Source organism: Cryobacterium sp. GrIS_2_6, from assembly GCF_035984545.1.
Classification (GTDB): Bacteria; Actinomycetota; Actinomycetes; order Actinomycetales; family Microbacteriaceae; genus Cryobacterium.
Genome location: NZ_JAXCHP010000001.1, coordinates 201,194 through 219,341, shown reverse-complemented (window position 1 = coordinate 219,341; position 18,148 = coordinate 201,194). Strand labels below are relative to the sequence as shown.

Here is an 18,148-nt window from a genome sequence, read left to right as displayed (position 1 = left end):
AGGCCCGACGCCGATGTCCGCTTCCACACCCACCACGTCCTCCACCGCCTCCACTCAGCACCCGGAACGGACATCGCCACGCCGCCTCCCGACGACGCGACGGCGGCTCCGCAGCCCGGTGACCAGGTCCTCTCCGCCCGCATCAGTTACGGCTGGGCCTGGCCGGGACCCGGGCAACCGGCAACGATCGGCCATGACACCGCGGGCCCGATCGCGGCGCCGCCGAGTCCGCCGCTGCCGTCACTGACCTCGATCGGTGCGGGGGCGCATCCGCTCGCCTCACCGCCATACGACCAGCTGAGCTTCCGGTTCGAGGGCGGCTTCCCCGGTTATGAACTCGAATACGTGCCGGTCCTGACCGGAGATGCGAGCGGCCTGGCGATTCCGATGGATGGAACGGACAGAGCATCATGCGGGTGGTGTTCCGCCTCGCGCAGGCCCACACCGAGGACGGTATCTCGAGTGTGTTCGAGGCTCCGCCCGAAGCGGTCGGCCTGGCCGCCATCACCCGGTACGCCTCGGCCGGGGACTTCGAGGGCACCGTGACCTACGGGATCGGGGTCCGGCATCCGGTGCCGAGCACCGTGAACACCGCCGTGCGGCTGTACGAGGTCGAGCGGATCGAGCAGGGCCGCCACCTCTACATCGAGGCCGTGCAGGTCGACGCAAGCCCCTGGCGCTGACCGATTCGACGGAGTTTTGGAGAAAGACATACCGGGGAGGCCGGTTTTTGGGATTTTTGGGCAAAAACTCCGTCGAATTCGTCCGGGGACGGCATGCCAGAATCGTCTCATGGTGACTTCCCTCCCCGAACAGCCCACGCAGCCCGACCGGCAGATGCGGCCCGAGCACACTGCGGCGGTCGTGTCGGTGAGCCTCGATGACGCGCACCGGTTCAGCAAGCCGGCCGCGCCGCGCATCCGCCTGCTGGAGGGCCTCGGCGTCGAGGGCGACGCGCACGCGGGCGCGACCGTGCAGCACCGCTACCACGTGAAGAAGGACCCGACGGCGCCGAACCTCACCCAGGTGCACCTGATTCCGTCCGAGCTCTTCGACGAGCTCGCCCACGACGGCTACACCGTGCGGCCCGGCGAACTCGGCGAGAACGTGACGACCAGGGGGATCGACCTCACCGGGCTCCCCCTCGGCACCCGGCTGCACCTCGGCGCCGACGCTGTCGTCGAGCTGACCGGCCTGCGCAACCCCTGTTCGCTGATCAACGGGTACCAGGGCGGGCTCATGAAGCGGCTCATCGACACGGATGCCGCCGGCCACATCTCCCGCAAGGCCGGTGTGATGAGCGTGGTCGCGTCCGGTGGCGCGGTCCAGCCGGGCGACACCATCCGGATCGAGCTGCCCGAGGGGGAACAGGTCCCCCTCGACGTCGTCTGAGACGACTGCTCGCGCGTCTGACGGCCTAAGCGGTGACCGGCTCCGAGGCGTGGAACCACGGCGGGTACACCGCGACCTTCGGGCGGTGACCGGACTCGGCGAGAATGCCACGCACAACGTCACGGACCTTGTCATTCGCGACGGCGACGATGGTGACGAGCTCGAACGGGAAGGTCTCCTCGACGAGGAGTTCGGCCTCGAGGAGCGCGGCGGCATCCTTCTCGGCACGCAGCCTGCGGAGCACCCGGTCACTGGTCTCCGGCGTCGCACCGACACGGGTCAGGGCGCCCGCTGCATCGCCGTCGGTCACGGCCATGACGCCGAGGGCGGGCTCACCGTGCCCGGACTGGGCCTCGACGACCTTCTTGACGGTGCTGACGAGGATCACGAAGTCGAAGTTCTCGGCATACGGGGCGTCCCTGGACAGGCGCGGGTCCCCGGTCTTCGTGAGGATGCTGTCCCAGATGGTCGCGTTCGGTGAGAGGAAGAACGGCACGAAGTGCGCGACGGTCGTGTTCTCGGTGCCGGCGATCAGCGTGCTGCGACGCTTCTCACGGTTGGGAACGGACGAGATGTCGACGGCGGGTCGCACGGCCCAGGCCTCGCTCGCGTCGGCGAGGAGGCCGCCGCTGGCGAGGATGCCGGCGAGGTTGCGGATGTGGGTCAGGTGGTAGATGCGCTGTTCGCCGACGTTGTCGGGGGCGGATTTCGGTCCGATCGACGACTTGGCCCTGGTCGAGGGGCGAGGGCGGGTCGCACTCGTCGCACCAGAGGCGCTGCTCTCCGGGGTGCTCCGCAGCGACGGCGGCTTCGAGGCCGTCTTCGAGCGCGCCGGCGACGGGGCGGACTTGGCCCGGCTCGCGCGAACCGCGGGTGTCGCGGGCACAGCCTCCGGAACCGGTTTCGGGAAACAGATGGCGCACAGGCCACCCTCGAGTCCGTGGATGCATTCGTTGCTCAAAGCCAGAAAACCTCTCGTGTTCGTGTCCCCCACATTCTTCGAATACCCGTGTTCGAAGACCACGACTCAACGCTACGGTGATTTTGCCCCGAGCGGTTACCGGGATCGGCCCTGATCCCGGTTATTGGATGCAGAACTCGCAACGACGGTGGAGCTTACGTCGCTTCGGGCCGCGGTCTACTCTGGGCCGCAGTGGGTCCCTCCGGGGCCCGGTAACCGACCAGGGAGACTCCATGAAGGCCGAACAGATCACCCTCGAACCCCGCACGTTCCTCGGAGTCCACGAGGTGATCCCGATGAGCAGGCTGACCGAATACTTCGATCGCGCTTTCCGCACCGCCGCCGCCGAACTCGGCAGGTTGGGCGCCCACCCGAGCGGACCGCCGATGGCGCTCTATCACGGCGCCCCCACGGATGCCGCGGTGGACGTGACCGCCGGATTCCCCGTCGTCGACGAGGTCAGTGCGACCCGGGCCGTCGAGGTCGTGCACCTTCCGTCCGGTCCGGCCGTCGAGACGTTCCACCTGGGCCCCTACGAGACGATGACCGAGACGTATGCGGCCGTGACGGACTGGATCACGGCGCAGAAGCTCACCGTCGCCGAGGACATGTGGGAGGAGTACCTTGTGGGTCCGGACGCCGAACCGGACCCCGCCAAGTGGCGCACCCGGATCGTGTTCCCACTCGCCTGACTCCGCCACACGTTTTTCGAAACGCCGGCGCAACAATCACCCTTTAACATGAGCACGCGACCTGCGACCATGACGGGCCAGGAGAAGGCGGTGTGAGAAGCTCCCGCTGGGAACGCGCGACCGACACCCCCCTGCTCGCCCTCGGAATCGCTTTCCTGATCGCATACGCGACTCCGATCATTGCGCCGGAGATCAGTCCCGGCTGGCACCTGTTCCTTGAGTGGATCGAGATCGGCAGCTGGGCGGCCTTCACCGTCGATTTCGTGGTGCGTGTGAGCCTCGCGGAGGATCAACGCGCGTTCATCCGCACCCATATCCTCGACCTCCTCCCGGTCGCCCTGGTTCGCCACCGCCAGCCGCGAGGCCGAGGAGGTCATCAGGGTCGAGCTCGGCGTCAACGAGGACAAACTCGAGACCCTCACCGTCGAGATCGGCGAGCTCAAGGCCCTCGTCGAGCGCCTGGTCGGCCGGCCACTCCCGGCTCCGCCGACCGCGGGCTGACCCGCAGACCCGCACCCGCAAGTCCAGACCGGGACTCAGGCCGGCCGTTTCAGATGTCGAAGTCCGTGCTCGGCGGTGCCGCTTCGGTCTCGGTTGCGGTCTTCGTGGCGGTCCTCGACACCGAGCGGGCGGCATCCGTCTCCCGGATGCTCTTCCGCGCGCTCTGCCGGAGGGTCTGGCTCACGGGCTCTGCGGTATAGGAGGAGGTCACCATGATCGGCATGTGGTCTGACGTGCCGCGCGGGAGGGTCTCGACATTCTCGATGGTCAGGCCGACCGAGGTGGCGAGGTCGAAGTGGCCCCTGAAGAACCTGTAACGCGTGTAGGTGCGGGTGTCGCTCAGGGTGAGATCGTAGCCGGACTCCGTGACCTTGTCGCCGAGATTGCCCTTGAAGATCGGGTAGTTGTAGTCGCCGACCATCAGCGTCGGCAGGCCGGGGCCGAGGCGGTTGAGTTCCTCGTGCGCCGAACGGATCTGGTTGCGGCGCAGCGAATTGCGCGCGGTCAGCGGCGCAGCATGGAAGGACGCGACCACGAGTTCGCGATCGGCGACCTTGTCCACGAGCCGGGTGCCGATCAGGCGCTCGTGCGCCGGGCGCAGCACCATGTCGTGCAGGGACTTCTTGAGCGCGAAGGCCTGCGAGGTGACGGCGTCGAAGCGGTCCTGGCGATAGTAGATCGCGAGGCCGAGCCGGTTGGTCAGGGTCGAGTCGGCGAGATGCAGCGTGCCGATGTCGTCGGGCAACTCAAGGGTGTCCGCCTCCTGGAGACAGAGCACGTCCGGCTCAAAGGTGACGGAGAGCGCGGCGAGTTCACCGATCGCTCGGTTCTTCCGGAGGTTGTAGCTGATGACCCGCACGTCTCTGACCTGGCTTCCGACTCGTGATGGTGATTCAAGCCTAATGCGCCCGGCTGAAAGGTTCACAAGGTTTCGGGACGCTTGAGTTGGCTACCGGTGAGTTGCTCAAGCGTTCTTGGCCGGGTCAGGCGGTGACCTCAGCGCCAGCCGAGACCCGGGGCGACGTGGGTGACGATGCTCTCCAGGAGGCGGGCGTTGTATACGACTCCGAGCTGGTTGGGGATCGTCACGAGCACGGTGTCCGCGGCCTGCACCGCGGCATCCGTCGCCAGCTGGGCGATGATCTGGTCGGGCTCGCCGACATAGCTCTTGCCGAAGCGGGCGAGGCCGCCGTCGAGGTAGCCGACCTGGTCCTCGGACTCCCGGCTACCCGGCCGGCCGAAGTAGGCCCGGTCCTCTTCGGTGACGAGCGGCAGGATGCTGCGGCTCACCGACACCCTCCGCGTGCCGGTGTGGCCCGCGGCGGCCCAGGCTTCACGGTAGATCGCGATCTGCTCCGCCTGCAGGTCGCCGAACGGGACACCGGTGTCTTCGGTCAGCAGCGTCGAGCTCATCAGGTTCATGCCCTGCTCGCCGACCCATTTCGCGGTCGCCCGGGTGCCTGAGCCCCACCAGATCCGCTCGCTCAGTCCCGGAGCCTGCGGCTGAATCGGCAACAGCGCCGTTCCAGCGGACATCTGCGGGTTCGGGGTCGCGACACCGGCCCCGATGATCGCCGCCCGGAAGACCGAGGTGTGCTCGCGGGCGATATCCGCGTCGGTCTGCCCGTCTGCTGGCGCATAGCCGAAGTTCTCGTAGCCGCGCTGCGCGGTTTCGGGTGACCCGCGGCTGATGCCGAGCTGGAGGCGCCCGTTGCTGATCAGGTCGGTGATCGCGGCCTCCTCAGCCATGTACAGCGGGTTTTCGTAGCGCATGTCGATGACGCCGGTGCCGAGCTCGAGCCGGCTCGTGCGCGCCGCCATCGCCGCGAGCAGCGGGAAGGGTGAGGCGAACTGCCGGGCGAAGTGGTGCACACGCACGTATGCCCCGTCCACGCCGAGTTCCTCGGCGGCGACCGCGAGTTCCACCGTCTGCAGGAGGGCGTCGCGTGCATTGCGGGCGAGGGAGCCCCGCACCGCCTGGTGGTGGCCGAAGGAGAGGAATCCGATGCGCTTCATGACCGGTGCAGCGCGGACGGCCCGCCGGGTATTCCCGTCGCCCGCGCCGCACCGCGGCTCCCCGGACTGGCCGCGCTACCCATGCTCCTTACCGCGCCGTTTCTTGGCCGCGGGCACCCGTCGCACGTTGAGCTGGTCGAGGCGGCGCTCCACAACGGCGCCCTCCTCGAGGATCGTCGCGAGAGTGATGAGCTCGTCGACGAGCTCAGGGACCGGGCGCGCCTGGCAGCAGACGCACCAGCCGCGCGCGTCGAAACACGCACGCAGGGCCTGCTCGTAGTAGTCCCTCGTGAGGCCGGGCACGTCGCATACCCGCGCCGTCGTCGTGGACTGGAGCGAGTTCATTCCGCTGAACGAGCGCCCGCAGCCGCAGTCCCCGTATGGCGCCCACCGGCTATACGGGCACGGCTCCAGCATCCACACGAGCTCACCCTCGATACAGCCGTTCGAGTCACTGCCGCGGGCGCCCTGCGTCGCCCCGGTGGCCACCAAAACCTTCATTTCCGTCCTCATCGGTCTCGGCACGAGCCTCAGGGAGTGGATGGAATGACGCTAACAGTGGCCACCGACAGTGGAACTGGTGGAGCGGTGCGGGCGGGCGGCGGCGGGTCAGCACCCGACCGATCAGTAGTAGCCGAAGGACTCGGAGTGCGCCCAGGCAGAGCAGGGAGTGCCGTAGGCCGACTTGATGTAGCCGAGGCCCCAGCTGATCTGCGTCGCCGCGTTCGAGGCCCAGTCCGAGCCCGCAGAGGCCATCTTGCTGCCGGGCAACGCCTGCGGGATGCCGGTTGCTCCGCTGGAGCTGTTGTACGCCTTGTAGTTCCAGCCGGATTCCCTCTCCCACAACTGGCTGAGGCAGCTGAATTCCCCGCTGCCCCATCCGTACTGGGAGGAGGCCATCGCACTCGCCGTCGCGCGCGCGCCGACCGGGCTGTTGTCTCCCGACGACGACGCGGACGCCGACGCTTGGGGCGCAGCGGCCGCCGCCGCCGCCTTCGCGGCTTTGGCCGCCTGGGCCGCCTGGGCTTCCGCGGCAGCCCGGGCCGCGGCAGCGGCTGCCGCCTCAGCGGCGGCCTTCTCGGCCGCAACGCGGTCGACTTCCGCGACGGCAGCCTGCACGGTGGTGGTCTCGGCCTTGGTCCGGGCGGTCAGCGACTCGACCTGGTCGATGGGCAGGACCTGGAAACTCGCCAGCGAACTCGCCGCGGCAGTCAGAGTGGAAGCATCCACTTTGTTCGCGGCTGCGGCGCGGACCTGGTTGGCGTCGGCCAACGCAGCGGATGCCGCATCCTCGGCGTGTACCTTCGCGATCGAGGTGTAGACGATGAGCTGGTCGTGCTGCCTGCCTGTCGCCGCTGCGACGTCGGCCGTTGCCGCGACCCGGCTCTGGGACTGGGTGGCCGCCGCGGCGGCCGCACTGACGGCGAAGCCGCTTCCGGCCACGATCGCGGCGATCGCGAGACCGGCCGTGACGAGGGAGAACCGGTTCGGGCGACGCCCCCTGGGTCCGTTCCTGCGGGAGGCCCGGGTATCGACCTGGGCCGAATCTGTTGGCGAATCTGGTGAGGATGGAGCTGAGTTCATGTTTCCTGCCATCGAGAACCGGCTCGAAAATCGCCCGGTTCGCTGAGTGTCAGACCCACGCTCTCGGTGACGGCGCAGGCGAATGGGCCATAGTGCAGAGGCTTTCTGGCAAAGTCCCGACCAAAACCTCCACAAGTCATCCACCGGGCAACCGGGCAACCGGGTCCAGCAGGGTGGCGGGCCGCAGTATGCCCGGCCCCCCACCCTTGTCGAGTACAATTCAACATTTCTGAGGTTTTCTCAGGAATGCAGCGGCCCATTTCCGGCCCCGGGCATTCGGATCGGCGGAACGCGGCTCCCGGTCAGCGTGCACTCAGTAATAGTTGTAGGCCTCAGAGTGCGCCCAGGCCGCGCACGGCGTCCCATAGGAGGCGGCGATATAGCTGAGGCCCCACGCGACCTGCGTTGCGGCGTTGGTGGCCCAGTCGGAACCGGCCGAGGCCATCTTGCTCCCGGGGAGTGCCTGCGGGATACCGGTGGCCCCACTCGAGTTGTGCGCCGTGTACGACCACCCGGACTCCCTCTGCCACAACTGCACGAGGCAGCTGAACTGGCCGTCGCCCCAGCCGTACTTCGAGACGGCCAGGCCCTGGGCCACGTTCTGCGCGCCCGCGGGCGTGTTTGCGGAGGCGAGGGCCTGCAGCCGCCGGGCCTCTGCCGCGGCGGCTGCGGCTGCGGCCTTCTCGGCGGCGACCCGGTCTGCTTCGGTCGCCGCTGCTTCGACGCTTGTCGAGATGGCGGCCGTGCGCTGGGTGAGCGACTCGACCTCGTCGATAGGCAGGACCTGGTAGCTCGCGAGCGAGCTCGCGACGTCGCTCAGGGTGCTCGCGTCGACCTTGTCCTTGGCGGCAGCGAGCACCGCATTGGCCCGGTCGAGCGCGGCGACGGCGGCGTCCTTCGCGTGCACGGTGGCGATCGAGTCGTACACGGCCAGTTGGTCGTGCTGGCGGCCGGTGCTCGCGGAGAGGGCTGCGGTGGCGGTCACGCGGTCCTGGGCGGCGTTCGCGGCCTGAAGGGCGTATGAACCCCCGGTGACGAGGGCTACGGCGACGGCGGAAGCCAGGGAGATGGCGATGATCCGGCGAGAATGCGGGGAGCGGCGGGGAGGTGCTGAATGCGATGTCATATAGTCCCGGTGTCGCAAGCGCGGGGGCACGAACAGGGCTCGTGGGCCAGCGCTCGCTGGTCTGAGGCCCACGCGCTCGGATGCTGCGCAGGCGAATCGGCAATACTGGCCGGGATTCCTGCACAAACCCTCACTTTTCCCTCCGAAAGTCATGGGTATCGGGGCGCGTTCCGTACGCGTGCCCCGTCAGGCTCCGCGACGAGCCTGTCTAAACTCGAAGAATCGACATGGTCATTCCTGTCGATATCTGCGGACGTTCCTACGAAGCTGAAGATCACGAGGTTTCATCATGACCGCGCACGACATCGTCCTGATCCGGCACGGACAGACCGAGTGGAGCATCTCCGGTCGACACACCGGCCGCACCGATATCCCCCTGACCGACCTGGGTCGGCAGCAGGCGGATGCGCTCGGCGAGATGCTTGACGGCGAGGCGTTCCCGACGGTCTTGTCCAGCCCGCTGCAGCGGGCCTGGGAAACCATGGAGCGCGCGGGATATGCCGCTCAAGGCATCGCTTCCCAGGACATTCTCGAATGGGATTATGGCGTGTTCGAGGGGCGCACGACCGAAGCCATCCGCCGGGAGATCCTGGATTGGTCCGTGTGGACGCACCCGATGACCGGCGGCGAGTCCGCCGACGAGGTCGGCGCGCGCGCCGACCTCGCGATCGAGCAGTGCCTCGGAGCTCCGGGTCCGGTCGCCGTATTCGCGCACGGGCATTTCCTGCGCATCATGACGGCGCGCTGGATGGGCCTGCCTGCCTCCGCGGGGAAGCACTTCAGCCTTGGGACCGCCACGGTGTCAACCCTCGGCTGGGAACGCGACAACCGTGTGCTGCAGATGTGGAACGACGCCTGCCACCTGAACTCGATGGACCCGGTTCTCTGACCGCGCGTTTCCAGCCGCGCGTTAAACCGCAAACGCGGCGTCCAGGGGCCGAAGCACGTCCTGAACGCCGCAGTCTTTGTGCGACTCGCTCTCGCTGAGTCTTACTTCCGGCCGGCACCCGTCAGAGCGGATGCTGCACTGGCGGCGATGAGGCCGCGCACGAGCCCGAGCTGGGCGTCGTCCGCGAAGGACGAGCTCAGGCCGACGACGCTGACTCCGGAGGAGAGGAAGTCGGGCGCGTTGAGCGCGGTGACCCCTCCGGTAGCGATGAAGTTCATGTCGGGGTACGGCCCCTTCATCGACTTCGCCCAGTTCGGGCCGAGGATCGAGGCCGGGAAGACCTTGACCCAGCGGAGGCCCAGCGCACGAGCCTGGAGGATCTCGGTCGCAGTAGCCACCCCCGGAAGATGCGGGATGCCGCGGCGAACGCTCTCCGCGACGATCTCCGGGCTGAAGCCCGGGGAAACGGTGAAGGCGACGCCGACCTTCTCGGCGGCGTCGAGCTGCTCGAGGGTGGTGACGGTGCCCGCGCCGACGACGAGGCCACGCTCGGCGGCCGCCTCGGCGACGGCCTTCAGGACGGGAACCGCGTCACTGGTCTGGATCGGGATCTCGACGTGCTGGACTCCGGCATCCCAGGCGCGCTCGGAGAGGCGCACGGATTCGGTCAGCGAGAGCCCACGCAGAACGGCGAGGACGGGGATCCGGAAGAAGTCTCCGGGGAACCACTCGGCGGTAGGAAGGGCGGTTGTGCTGGTCATACGGTCAGTCTCCTAAGATCGGTCAGATCGGAATGTGAGTCGGGGGTGTCGGGAGCGTTCCCGACTGCGGCCGGTGATCCGGCGCCGGACCCGGTGCCGGCTGCTGGCGTTGCTGAGAACAGCCCGTGGCCGGGCCGGAAGTCCTCACGGCTGCCCAGCGCCCAGGCGGCGAGAGAGTGTCCGTGGGTCAGCCGGACTTCGGAGGATTCCCCGTTCATGAGTGCGGACAGGTATCCGGCGGCGAACGCGTCCCCGGCTCCGACCGGCTCGACGACCTCGACCTTGTGAGCCGGGACGACCGTGGTGCGGCGGGTGCCGTCGGGAAGGAGCGCGTACTCCGTCGCGTCGACGGCTCCGTCCTTGACGACGAGGTAGGGCACGTCGGGCAGCAGGGCCCGTACGTCTCCGGAAGTGACGCAGCCCCAGATGGTGGCGGCTTCGTCGAGTCCGACGAGGACGACCGTCGCCTTGCCGGCGAGCTCCCGCAGCCGGGGTCCCGCCACGCTCACGGGCCAGAGCTTGGACCGGTAGTTGACATCGAAGGACACCGAGGTTCCCCACTCTGCCGCGTGGTCGAGCACGTGTTCCACCAGGGCGGAGCAGCTCGGCGACAGCGAGGGCGTGATGCCGCTCGTGTGGATCAGGTGGGCGGACTTGAGGGGCCAGCCTGCGGCATCCGCCACACCCAGCTCGGAGGCGGCGGAACCCGCACGATAGTAGAAGACGTGTGCGCCGGTGCCGGTGTCCGGCTCCTTGAGGTACAGGCCGGTCGGGCTGGCCTCGGTGCGGTTCACCCAGCGGGTGTCCACTCCCCCGCAGTCGAGCGTCGAAATGATCTTGGTGCCGATCGGGTCCTGGCCGACATTGCCGGCCCAGGCCACGTGGTGGCCGAGCTCGGCGAGATGCGCGGCGACGTTGGACTCCGCCCCGCCGACGCCGAGGTGGAAGCCCTCTGCGATGTCGAGGGACGTCGTCGAGGTGGGGGTGAACATTCCCATGGTCTCGCCGAAGCAGACCACCTGCGGTTCACCCTGCTCTGTGCCGGAGGCGACCGGGTTGCCCGGCTCCTCCTGCAGCGCCTGGGCGCCCGCTTGCTCGTCGGTCATCAGGTCACCGCTCCGATGTGCCACGGCACGAACTCTTCCTGGCCGACGTTGAACTCTTCGCTCGTGGTCTGCTTGCCGGAGGCCACGGCGATGATCATGTCGAGGATCTCAGCGCCGACCTCTTCGACGCGGGCGGTGCCGTCGGCGATCCGTCCGGCGTTGATGTCGACGTCGTCACCCTGGCGCACGAACAGCGCGGTGTTGGTGCCGACCTTGATGCTCGGGGTCGGCTTGCAGCCGAAGACCGAGCCGCGGCCGGTCGTGAAGACGACGACCGTCGCTCCGCCGGCGACGAGGCCGGTGACGGACACCGGGTCGTAGCCGGGGGTGTCCATGAAGCCGAGGCCGCGGGTGGTCATCGGTTCTGCGTATTCGTAGACCGCAGCAAGGTCGGCACGGCCGGCCTTCGCGACGGCGCCGAGCGACTTCTCGAGGATCGTCGTGATGCCGCCGGCCTTGTTGCCGGGAGATGGATTGTTGTCCATGGTGCCGCCACCGGTGACGATGTACTTCTCCCACCAGTTGATCCGGTCGATCAGCTTGAGGCCGACCTCGCGGGTCGTGGCGCGGGCGGTGAGCAGGTGCTCGGCGCCGTAGATCTCGGGCGTCTCGGCGAGAACGGATGTTGCGCCGTTGGCGACGAGGACGTCCGAGGCCCAGCCGAGGGCCGGGTTCGCGGTGATGCCGGAGTAGCCGTCGGAGCCGCCGCAGTTGAGACCGAGGACGAGTTCCGAGATGTCGATGGGTTCGCGGCGACGTCCGTCGAGCTTCTCCGCCATCTCGAGGATCGCCTCGACGCCGGCTGCGACGGTGGCGCGCATGCCGCCGGTCTCCTGGATGGAGAGGGTCGTGAGGAGGGTGTCTGCCGGAAGCTCGCCCTGGCCGAGGATGACGTCGGCCGGGGTCATTTCGCAGCCGAGGCTGAGCACCAGCACGCCGGCGATGTTCGGGTGGGCCGCGTAGCCGTTGAGGGTGCGGACGAGCATCTGCGCGCCCTCGCTCTCGAGGACGAGGCCGCAGCCACTCTGGTGCGTCAGGGCGATGACGCCGTCGACGTGTGGGAAGCGGTCGAGCAGGTCACCGCGGAACCGGTCCGCGATCAGCTTCGCGGTCGTGCCGGAGCAGTTGACCGTCGTGAGGATCGCGATGTAGTTGCGGGTGCCGGCGCGGCCGTCCGCCCGGCGGTAGCCGTCGAAGGTCCGGCGAGCTCCCGTCGGGGCGGGCAGCTCGGTGTGAACGGTACCGAACTCGTGCACGCGGGCACCGAGGTCCATACCGAGGTTCTGGCTGTGCACGTGTTCGCCGCGCACGATCGGCGCCGTTGCGGTGCCGATCGACTGGCCGTACTTGAGGACCTTCTCCCCGACCGCAACCGATCCGAGAGCGATCTTGTGGCCGCTCGGCACGGCCCCGACCACATTCAGAACGCTGTCCCCCAGGGTGATGGCTTCACCGGGAACGAGGTCCCGGAGGGCAACGGCGACATCGTCGCCTTCCGCCATGACGAGCGCGGATGTGCCGGTCGCAATGCTGTTGATGTGGCTCATGAGATCTTTTCTCTCGCTGGGAAGCGGTCGGGGAGGGTACTGCTGGCCGGATCAGGCCTTGGCGGCGATTTCTTCGCCGATGATGCCCTTTTCCCAACGACCCTCTTCGAGGTCGATGGCAATGGCGTGGTACTTGTCGTCGCTCAGGCTGTACAGGAAGTAGATGATCACGGCGGCGATGGTGAGCGCGATGGCCGGGTAGATCGTCATGACGGCCTTGATGCCGAAGAGCGTCTCCGGGGACTGCGAGGTGGCCTTGGCGACGTAGCCCGTGATGGCGAGCATGCCGGCGCCGACGAGGGCGGCGAGGGACTGGGCGACCTTGCGGGAGAAGTTGAATGCGGCGTAGGTCATGGTCTCCTTGCGGACACCGGTGTGCCATTCTCCATAGTCGATCGTGTCGGAGACGAAGGCCCAGGTGACGCCGTTCGGGATGGCGAGCGCTGCGTATCCGATGGTGACGAGGATCATGAACGTCCACAGGTTGGTCGGGATGATGAAGTTCAGTCCGTTGGCGACGATGGAGACGATGAATCCGGCCATGGCTGTCTTCTTCTTGCCCCACTTGGCGACCATCTTCGGGATGAACATGATGCCGACGATGGAGGCACCGATCATGACGAGGTTGAGGACGGCCTGGAGGGCGATATTGCCGAGGTTGTACTGGGCGAAGAAGATCATCATCATGTTGTTGACGTTCATCGAGGAGATGGTGAAGAGCGTCATGAGCACGAGGGCGAGGAGCGGCTTGTTGGTGAAGATCGCCTTGGCGTAGTCCTTCATGCCGTTCTTCTCGAAGCCGACTGCACGGTTGACGTACACCCGCTCCTTGGTGCCGCGGTAGCAGATGTAGAAGGACACGACGCCGACGATGGCCATGACCATCGAGGCGAACATGAAGTTCTGGGCGGTCATGCCACCGAAGATCATCATCATCGGGATGAACGCGAAGCCACAGATCCACTGGGCGCCGAGCGAACCGGCCTGGCGGCTGGTCGCAAGCTCCGCGCGGTCCTTGATGTCGCGAGTCATGACCGAGGCGAGGGAACCGTACGGGTCATTCGTGAAGGAGTAAATGATGCCCCAGACCGCGTACGTGCCGGCGGCGAAGGCGATCTTCCAGCCCATGTCCACGTCGGGCATCGTGAAGGTGACGACGGTCATAACCGCGAGCAGGATGGAGGAGACCATCATGACGGGGCGGAATTTTCCGCGCTTGCCGAAGCGACGGCTGTCGATGAATGCGGCCGCGAGCGGGTCCATGCAGGCATCGAACAGTTTGCTGAGCGTAAAGATAAGTGCGACGACGGCGGGCGCGATGCCAGCGGTGTCGATCCAGAACTTGGTCAGGTACGACTGTCCGAGGTCGAACATGAAGCCGTTACCGAAGTCGCCGAAGCCATAGGCGACCTTCTCCTTGCGGGAAATGCGATCAATGACGGTGACGCCGGCGGAGCCTTCGGGGCCGGTGGCTCCCATGGCGCCGGGCAGGCCCTTGGTGTTTGTACTCATAATGCGGATTCACTCCTATGTGCTGGATTTAATGGTTTCGTGCTGGTTCGTGCAGAGGTGCTGTGCGGGTGGATGCTTCGAGCGGGTAAGCGCCGGAGCCGAACGGGCTAGAACCCGAAGTAGGTGTTCGCGTTGTTGAACGAGATGTCTTCGACCATCTGGCCGAGGGTGGCCTCGTCATCGGGAACTTCGCCGAGCTCGACCCATTCGCCGATCAGTTCGCAGAGGATGCGGCGGAAGTACTCGTGGCGCGGGTAGGAGAGGAAGCTGCGGGAGTCCGTCAGCATGCCGACGAAGTTGGAGAGCAGGCTCTCCTCCGCGAAGGTCGACAGCTGCAGGCGCATGCCGTTGCGGGTGTCGTTGTGCCACCAGGCATTGCCGAGCTGGAGCTTCTGGACGACGTCCTTCTGGTAGCAGGCCATCAGGGTGATCAGCGGCAGGTAGTCGTTCGGGTTCAGCGAGAAGATGATCGTGCGGGGAACCGAATCCTCGGATTCCATCGCGTTGAAGAGTCTGGCAAGCGGCTCGGCGATGTTGCGGTCGTTGATCGCGTCGTAACCGGTGTCGGCGCCCATGCGAGCGAAGCCCGGGGCGTTGATGTTGCGCATCGCGTGGATGTGGTACTGCATCGTCCAGTCCTTGGCGCTGTAGATGCGCATCAGGGCCTTGAGCAGTGCCGTGCGGTACTGCGCGATCTCGGTCGCGGTGAGGGTGCCGCCGGAGAGGGCGGTCGTGACGATCGTGTCGAGTTCGGCCGGGGTGGCCTCTTCGTAGACGACGATGTCGAGGGCGTGGTCGGACAGGCGTCCACCCATGGCGTGGAAGAAGTCGACGCGCTTGGTGAGGGCCTCGACGATGTCCGCGAACGCGGTGATGCTGACGCCGGCCGCGGTGCCGAGGGTGGCGATGTACGCCGCGTACCCGGCCTGGTCGATGTTCAGGGTCTTGTCTGGGCGGAACGCCGGGAGCACCGTGAACGCGCTCTCAGTCTTGAGCAACTCGTGGACGTGCAGGTCGTCCGCGGGGTCGTCCGTCGTGACGACGACCTTCACGTTCATGCCCCTGATCAGGTTGCGGCGGGAGAACGCCTGCGTCGCGAGGAGCACGTTGGCCGCGTCGTAGATCTCGCGTGCCGTGGCGCGGCTGATCACGGTGTCGATGCCGAAGAAGCGTTTGAGTTCGAGGTGCGCCCAGACGTAGAGCGGGTTGCCGAGCGCCTTTTCGAGGGTGCCTGCCCAGGCGTAGAACTTGTCGAAGTCGGCGCCGTCTCCGGTGATGAGGCGCTCGGGGACCCCGTTTGTGCGCATCAGGCGCCACTTGTAGTGGTCGCCGTAGTTGTTGCCGCCGAGCCAGGCTTCGGTGATCGTCGCGAAGTTGCCGTCCTCGAGGATCTCCTGGGGACTCAGGTGGCAGTGGTAGTCGACAATCGGCATGTTCTTCGCGTGATTGTGGAAGAGCTTCTTCGCCATCGGCGTGGTCAGCAGGAAATCGTCATTCAAAAACATCAGAAACAGTCCTTTGTTCCGTACAGTCGTTGTGGTGAATCAGTCGGTGGGTTGATTCGGCCGATCAGGCCAGGAGCGCGATGGTCGCGCGGGCACCCAGAGTGCGCAGGTTGTCGAGGCCGGTGGTGACCTCGGCGACGAGGCCGGGGAGTTCGGTGAGATCGCGGCCCCAGAGCGAGTCATCGCTCAGGATCGCTGCGACGTAGTCGGCCGGCACGTTGCTGCCGGTCGCGGTGGCCGTCGCGTATGCGGCGTGGAAGGTGGCGAGCACCTCATCGCTGTCGACGGGGACGACGGTGACCGCAGCGTCGCCGCTGTAGGTGAGCAGCAGCGCCGAAAGGGCCAGGGTGACGCGGGGCGGGAAGGTTCCGACCTTCTCGTGGAAGTTCACCAGGATCGGCAGCAGGCGGGACTTGTACTTCGAGATGCTGTTGAGCGCGATCGAGGCGAGCTCGTGGTGCATGAAGCGGTTCTCGAAGCGCTCCTTGACGGACTCGGCGTATGCGGCGAGTTCGTCGTGCGGCAGGTCGATGACCGGCATGATCTCGTCGTACATTTCCGCGTTCACGAACTGGGAGAACTCGGGGTCGATCATCACGTCGCGCACGGTCTCGACGCCGGCGAGGCGGGCGATCGAGGCCATCGTGGTGTGCGGGGCGTTCAGCAGGAACACCTTGCGTTCGCGGTACGGCGTCATGTCGTCGGTGACGGTCACGTTGAGGCCGGCCTTCGCGAGCGGGAGGGACTCCGTCAGCGACTGCGGTCCTTCGATGACCCAGAGCAGGAACGGCTCGGCCTTGACGATCGACTGGTCGTCGTAGCCGAATTCCTCGGCGAGCTCGGCGGCGCGGTCGGCCGGGTAGCCGGGAACGATCCGGTCGACGAGGCTGGAGTAGAAGGTGTTGTCGGTGTCGACCCACTGGACGAACGCGGCGTCGAGCTCCCAGAGCGCGGCGGTCGCGAGGACGGATTCCTTGAGCTTGTCGCCGTTGTGCTCGATGAGCTCGCACGGGATGATCTGGAAGCCCTTCTTGCCGAGGGAGAAACGCTCGAAGAGGAGAGCGGTGAGCTTTCCGGGGAAGCTGTGCTGGGGCTTGTCGCCGAGACGGTCGCGGTCGTCGAAGGCGATGCCGGCCTCGGTCGTGTTGGAGAAGATGAACTCGATGTTGTCGTCGCCCGCCAGGTCGAGGTACTTCTGGTTGTCGACGTACGGGTTGACCGTTCCGGTGACCACGGTGATGACCTCGTGGCTCTGCACGTCCTTGCCATCCTGGAGGCCTTCGAGGAGGACCGTATACAGGTTGTCCTGCTCTTCGAGGGAGGCGACGCGGCCGCCTTCGATGGGCTGGACGATCTTCACGCCGCCCTGGAACAGTCCCTGGTTGTTCATCTGCTGCAGCTGCCAGTCGACGAACGCGCGGAGGAAGTTGCCCTCGCCGAACTGGATGGCCTTCGTGGGCAGTTCCGCGATCGCGGGAACAACGCTCTTAGACAGTCTCTGCATGGTCTTCGTGTTCCGTTCCGTAGTAGTGGACGTGACGGTGACCTGCATGGTCGACGTCGCTCCGGGGTCGAGGGTGATGAAGTGGGCGCCGACGTTGCACGTTTCTGCGCAGGCGGTTTCGGTCCACTCGTCGGTTCCGTAGTCTGCGATGGCGGCGGCCTTGATGCGGCCGGCGTTCCAGACGACCGTCTGCGCGGCGCCCTGCGCCACGGCGCGAATGATCCGGTCGTTCGCCGGGTCGCTGAGTTCGAGCGCCTCGGGCATCGGGTAGAGGCGATCGATCTCATCGCCGGTGAAGCCGAGCGGCAGGAGGGACGAGCCCTCGGTGGCCGGCTTGGTCGAGCGGTCCGTGTAGTCGAACGTCTCGAGGCCGGTGAGGGTGCTCGTTGTCACGTCGCCGACGGCGAAGTAGGTGTGGAAGGCTTCCTCGAACGCGAACGGGGTGGCACCGTCGTTGCGGATGGACAGCTCGAGGCCGAGTTCGGCGCCCACGGTCACCGTGTAGTGCGCGGTGAAGGGGTGGAATCCGGCGGGAACGCCGACGCTGTCCTGAGTCAGCTCGAAGACGAGCTCTGTGGCAACGGCGCCGGTCGCGGTGTCCAGGGTGCGGGAGTCGACGAGCGACCAGGTGGAGAGGCGAGCCCAGCCGTGGTTGGGAGCGGAGGCATCCGTGCCGTTCGGGCCGAACCAGGGGAAGCAGAGGGGAACGCCGCCGCGGAGCGGGTCGGTATCGGAGAAGACGCCGAACTTGCTCATCCAGAGGACCGGCTTGCCGCCTGCGGGAGTCCAGTCGGCGACGTGCGCGCCGTGCAGGTAGATGAGAGCAGTAGTTGAGGCGCCACTGCCCGAGGGCGTGGTGACTTCGACGGCGGCGAGGTCGCCGTGGCCGTCGACCAGACGGATGCCCTGTGCGAGCTGCTGGGTTGTCATGCGTACTCCTCTTTGAGGCGAGAAACGTGAGGCGAAAGTGTGGCGCAGCCTGATAATCGTTCCGCTCAGCAGAACGCGTGTCCGTCAGATGAAACACTAGCACCGGTTAACGGGTTAGTCAC

Annotated in this window: 16 protein-coding genes; 4 read left to right on the top strand and 12 right to left on the bottom strand. The window is 66.9% G+C overall.

Translation table 11 applies throughout. The features are described from left to right. Window positions 1–410 precede the first annotated feature (410 nt). Together RCH22_RS01065 and RCH22_RS01060 are read left to right on the top strand one after the other, a co-directional pair. Window positions 411–683 (top strand): hypothetical protein, encoded by a 273-nt coding sequence (locus RCH22_RS01065; protein ID WP_327012480.1) that lies wholly within the window; start codon window positions 411–413, stop codon window positions 681–683. Between the two features lie 154 nt (window positions 684–837). After that, window positions 838–1,392, top strand: coding sequence for an MOSC domain-containing protein (locus RCH22_RS01060; protein ID WP_327015424.1), 555 nt, complete (start codon window positions 838–840; stop codon window positions 1,390–1,392). Between the two features lie 25 nt (window positions 1,393–1,417). Here RCH22_RS01060 and RCH22_RS01055 read toward each other — a convergent pair whose 3' ends face one another. Beyond that, window positions 1,418–2,353, bottom strand: a complete 936-nt coding sequence (locus tag RCH22_RS01055; protein ID WP_327012479.1) for a DarT ssDNA thymidine ADP-ribosyltransferase family protein — start codon at window positions 2,351–2,353, stop codon at window positions 1,418–1,420. A 233-nt stretch (window positions 2,354–2,586) separates the two neighbouring features. Between RCH22_RS01055 and RCH22_RS01050 the strand changes: the two genes are divergently transcribed. After that, a complete protein-coding gene (locus tag RCH22_RS01050; protein ID WP_327012478.1) occupies window positions 2,587–3,045 on the top strand; it encodes a GyrI-like domain-containing protein in 459 nt (152 codons plus the stop codon). 550 nt (window positions 3,046–3,595) lie between these two features. Here the strand turns inward: RCH22_RS01050 and RCH22_RS01045 are convergent. The 5 genes from RCH22_RS01045 to RCH22_RS01025 form a co-directional block, all read right to left on the bottom strand. Beyond that, the gene (locus RCH22_RS01045; RefSeq protein ID WP_327012477.1) at window positions 3,596–4,405 is read right to left on the bottom strand and encodes an endonuclease/exonuclease/phosphatase family protein; all 810 of its coding nucleotides are present in this window, start codon (window positions 4,403–4,405) and stop codon (window positions 3,596–3,598) included. Between the two features lie 137 nt (window positions 4,406–4,542). Further along, complete coding sequence (locus RCH22_RS01040) at window positions 4,543–5,562, bottom strand: LLM class flavin-dependent oxidoreductase (protein ID WP_327012476.1); 1,020 nt, start codon at window positions 5,560–5,562, stop codon at window positions 4,543–4,545. A gap of 75 nt (window positions 5,563–5,637) precedes the next feature. Further along, window positions 5,638–6,063: a hypothetical protein gene (locus RCH22_RS01035; RefSeq protein ID WP_327012475.1), complete on the bottom strand. Its 426-nt coding sequence runs from the start codon at window positions 6,061–6,063 to the stop codon at window positions 5,638–5,640. A gap of 123 nt (window positions 6,064–6,186) precedes the next feature. Then, window positions 6,187–7,146, bottom strand: a complete 960-nt coding sequence (locus tag RCH22_RS01030; RefSeq protein ID WP_327012474.1) for a phospholipase — start codon at window positions 7,144–7,146, stop codon at window positions 6,187–6,189. A 313-nt stretch (window positions 7,147–7,459) separates the two neighbouring features. Then, window positions 7,460–8,272: a hypothetical protein gene (locus RCH22_RS01025; RefSeq protein ID WP_327012473.1), complete on the bottom strand. Its 813-nt coding sequence runs from the start codon at window positions 8,270–8,272 to the stop codon at window positions 7,460–7,462. A 289-nt stretch (window positions 8,273–8,561) separates the two neighbouring features. Here RCH22_RS01025 and RCH22_RS01020 point away from each other — a divergent pair, with 289 nt between their 5' ends. Continuing rightward, complete coding sequence (locus RCH22_RS01020; RefSeq protein ID WP_327012472.1) at window positions 8,562–9,161, top strand: histidine phosphatase family protein; 600 nt, start codon at window positions 8,562–8,564, stop codon at window positions 9,159–9,161. 101 nt (window positions 9,162–9,262) lie between these two features. Here the strand turns inward: RCH22_RS01020 and RCH22_RS01015 are convergent, their stop codons facing one another. From RCH22_RS01015 to RCH22_RS00990, 6 genes are all read right to left on the bottom strand, one after another. Further along, window positions 9,263–9,922: a bifunctional 4-hydroxy-2-oxoglutarate aldolase/2-dehydro-3-deoxy-phosphogluconate aldolase gene (locus tag RCH22_RS01015; RefSeq protein ID WP_327012471.1), complete on the bottom strand. Its 660-nt coding sequence runs from the start codon at window positions 9,920–9,922 to the stop codon at window positions 9,263–9,265. Beyond that, window positions 9,919–11,028, bottom strand: coding sequence for a sugar kinase (locus tag RCH22_RS01010; protein WP_327012470.1), 1,110 nt, complete (start codon window positions 11,026–11,028; stop codon window positions 9,919–9,921). Before RCH22_RS01010 ends, RCH22_RS01015 begins: the two co-directional genes overlap by 4 nt. Further along, window positions 11,028–12,575, bottom strand: a complete 1,548-nt coding sequence (locus RCH22_RS01005; protein WP_327012469.1) for an altronate dehydratase family protein — start codon at window positions 12,573–12,575, stop codon at window positions 11,028–11,030. The genes RCH22_RS01010 and RCH22_RS01005 overlap by 1 nt, the downstream gene beginning before the upstream one ends. A 51-nt stretch (window positions 12,576–12,626) precedes the next feature. Continuing rightward, window positions 12,627–14,087 carry a glycoside-pentoside-hexuronide (GPH):cation symporter gene (locus tag RCH22_RS01000; protein ID WP_327012468.1) on the bottom strand — a complete coding sequence of 487 codons (1,461 nt, stop codon included), beginning with the start codon at window positions 14,085–14,087 and terminating at the stop codon, window positions 12,627–12,629. Window positions 14,088–14,194: 107 nt separating this feature from the next. Next, window positions 14,195–15,592 (bottom strand): glucuronate isomerase, encoded by a 1,398-nt coding sequence (gene uxaC / locus RCH22_RS00995; protein ID WP_327012467.1) that lies wholly within the window; start codon window positions 15,590–15,592, stop codon window positions 14,195–14,197. Window positions 15,593–15,656: 64 nt separating this feature from the next. After that, a complete protein-coding gene (locus RCH22_RS00990; protein WP_327012466.1) occupies window positions 15,657–18,026 on the bottom strand; it encodes a tagaturonate reductase in 2,370 nt (789 codons plus the stop codon). Window positions 18,027–18,148: the final 122 nt, after the last annotated feature.

Bases quoted from the DNA above. Each gene is read 5' to 3' on its own strand.
- RCH22_RS01065 (WP_327012480.1), top strand. From the start codon at position 411: ATGCGGGTGGTGTTCCGCCTCGCGCAGGCCCACACCGAGGACGGTATC.
- RCH22_RS01060 (WP_327015424.1), top strand. From the start codon at position 838: ATGCGGCCCGAGCACACTGCGGCGGTCGTGTCGGTGAGCCTCGATGAC.
- RCH22_RS01050 (WP_327012478.1), top strand. From the start codon at position 2,587: ATGAAGGCCGAACAGATCACCCTCGAACCCCGCACGTTCCTCGGAGTC.
- RCH22_RS01040 (WP_327012476.1), bottom strand. From the start codon at position 5,562: ATGAAGCGCATCGGATTCCTCTCCTTCGGCCACCACCAGGCGGTGCGG.
- RCH22_RS01035 (WP_327012475.1), bottom strand. From the start codon at position 6,063: ATGAAGGTTTTGGTGGCCACCGGGGCGACGCAGGGCGCCCGCGGCAGT.
- RCH22_RS01030 (WP_327012474.1), bottom strand. From the start codon at position 7,146: ATGAACTCAGCTCCATCCTCACCAGATTCGCCAACAGATTCGGCCCAG.
- RCH22_RS01025 (WP_327012473.1), bottom strand. From the start codon at position 8,272: ATGACATCGCATTCAGCACCTCCCCGCCGCTCCCCGCATTCTCGCCGG.
- RCH22_RS01020 (WP_327012472.1), top strand. From the start codon at position 8,562: ATGACCGCGCACGACATCGTCCTGATCCGGCACGGACAGACCGAGTGG.
- RCH22_RS01015 (WP_327012471.1), bottom strand. From the start codon at position 9,922: ATGACCAGCACAACCGCCCTTCCTACCGCCGAGTGGTTCCCCGGAGAC.
- RCH22_RS01010 (WP_327012470.1), bottom strand. From the start codon at position 11,028: ATGACCGACGAGCAAGCGGGCGCCCAGGCGCTGCAGGAGGAGCCGGGC.
- RCH22_RS01005 (WP_327012469.1), bottom strand. From the start codon at position 12,575: ATGAGCCACATCAACAGCATTGCGACCGGCACATCCGCGCTCGTCATG.
- RCH22_RS01000 (WP_327012468.1), bottom strand. From the start codon at position 14,087: ATGAGTACAAACACCAAGGGCCTGCCCGGCGCCATGGGAGCCACCGGC.
- uxaC (WP_327012467.1), bottom strand. From the start codon at position 15,592: ATGTTTTTGAATGACGATTTCCTGCTGACCACGCCGATGGCGAAGAAG.
- RCH22_RS00990 (WP_327012466.1), bottom strand. From the start codon at position 18,026: ATGACAACCCAGCAGCTCGCACAGGGCATCCGTCTGGTCGACGGCCAC.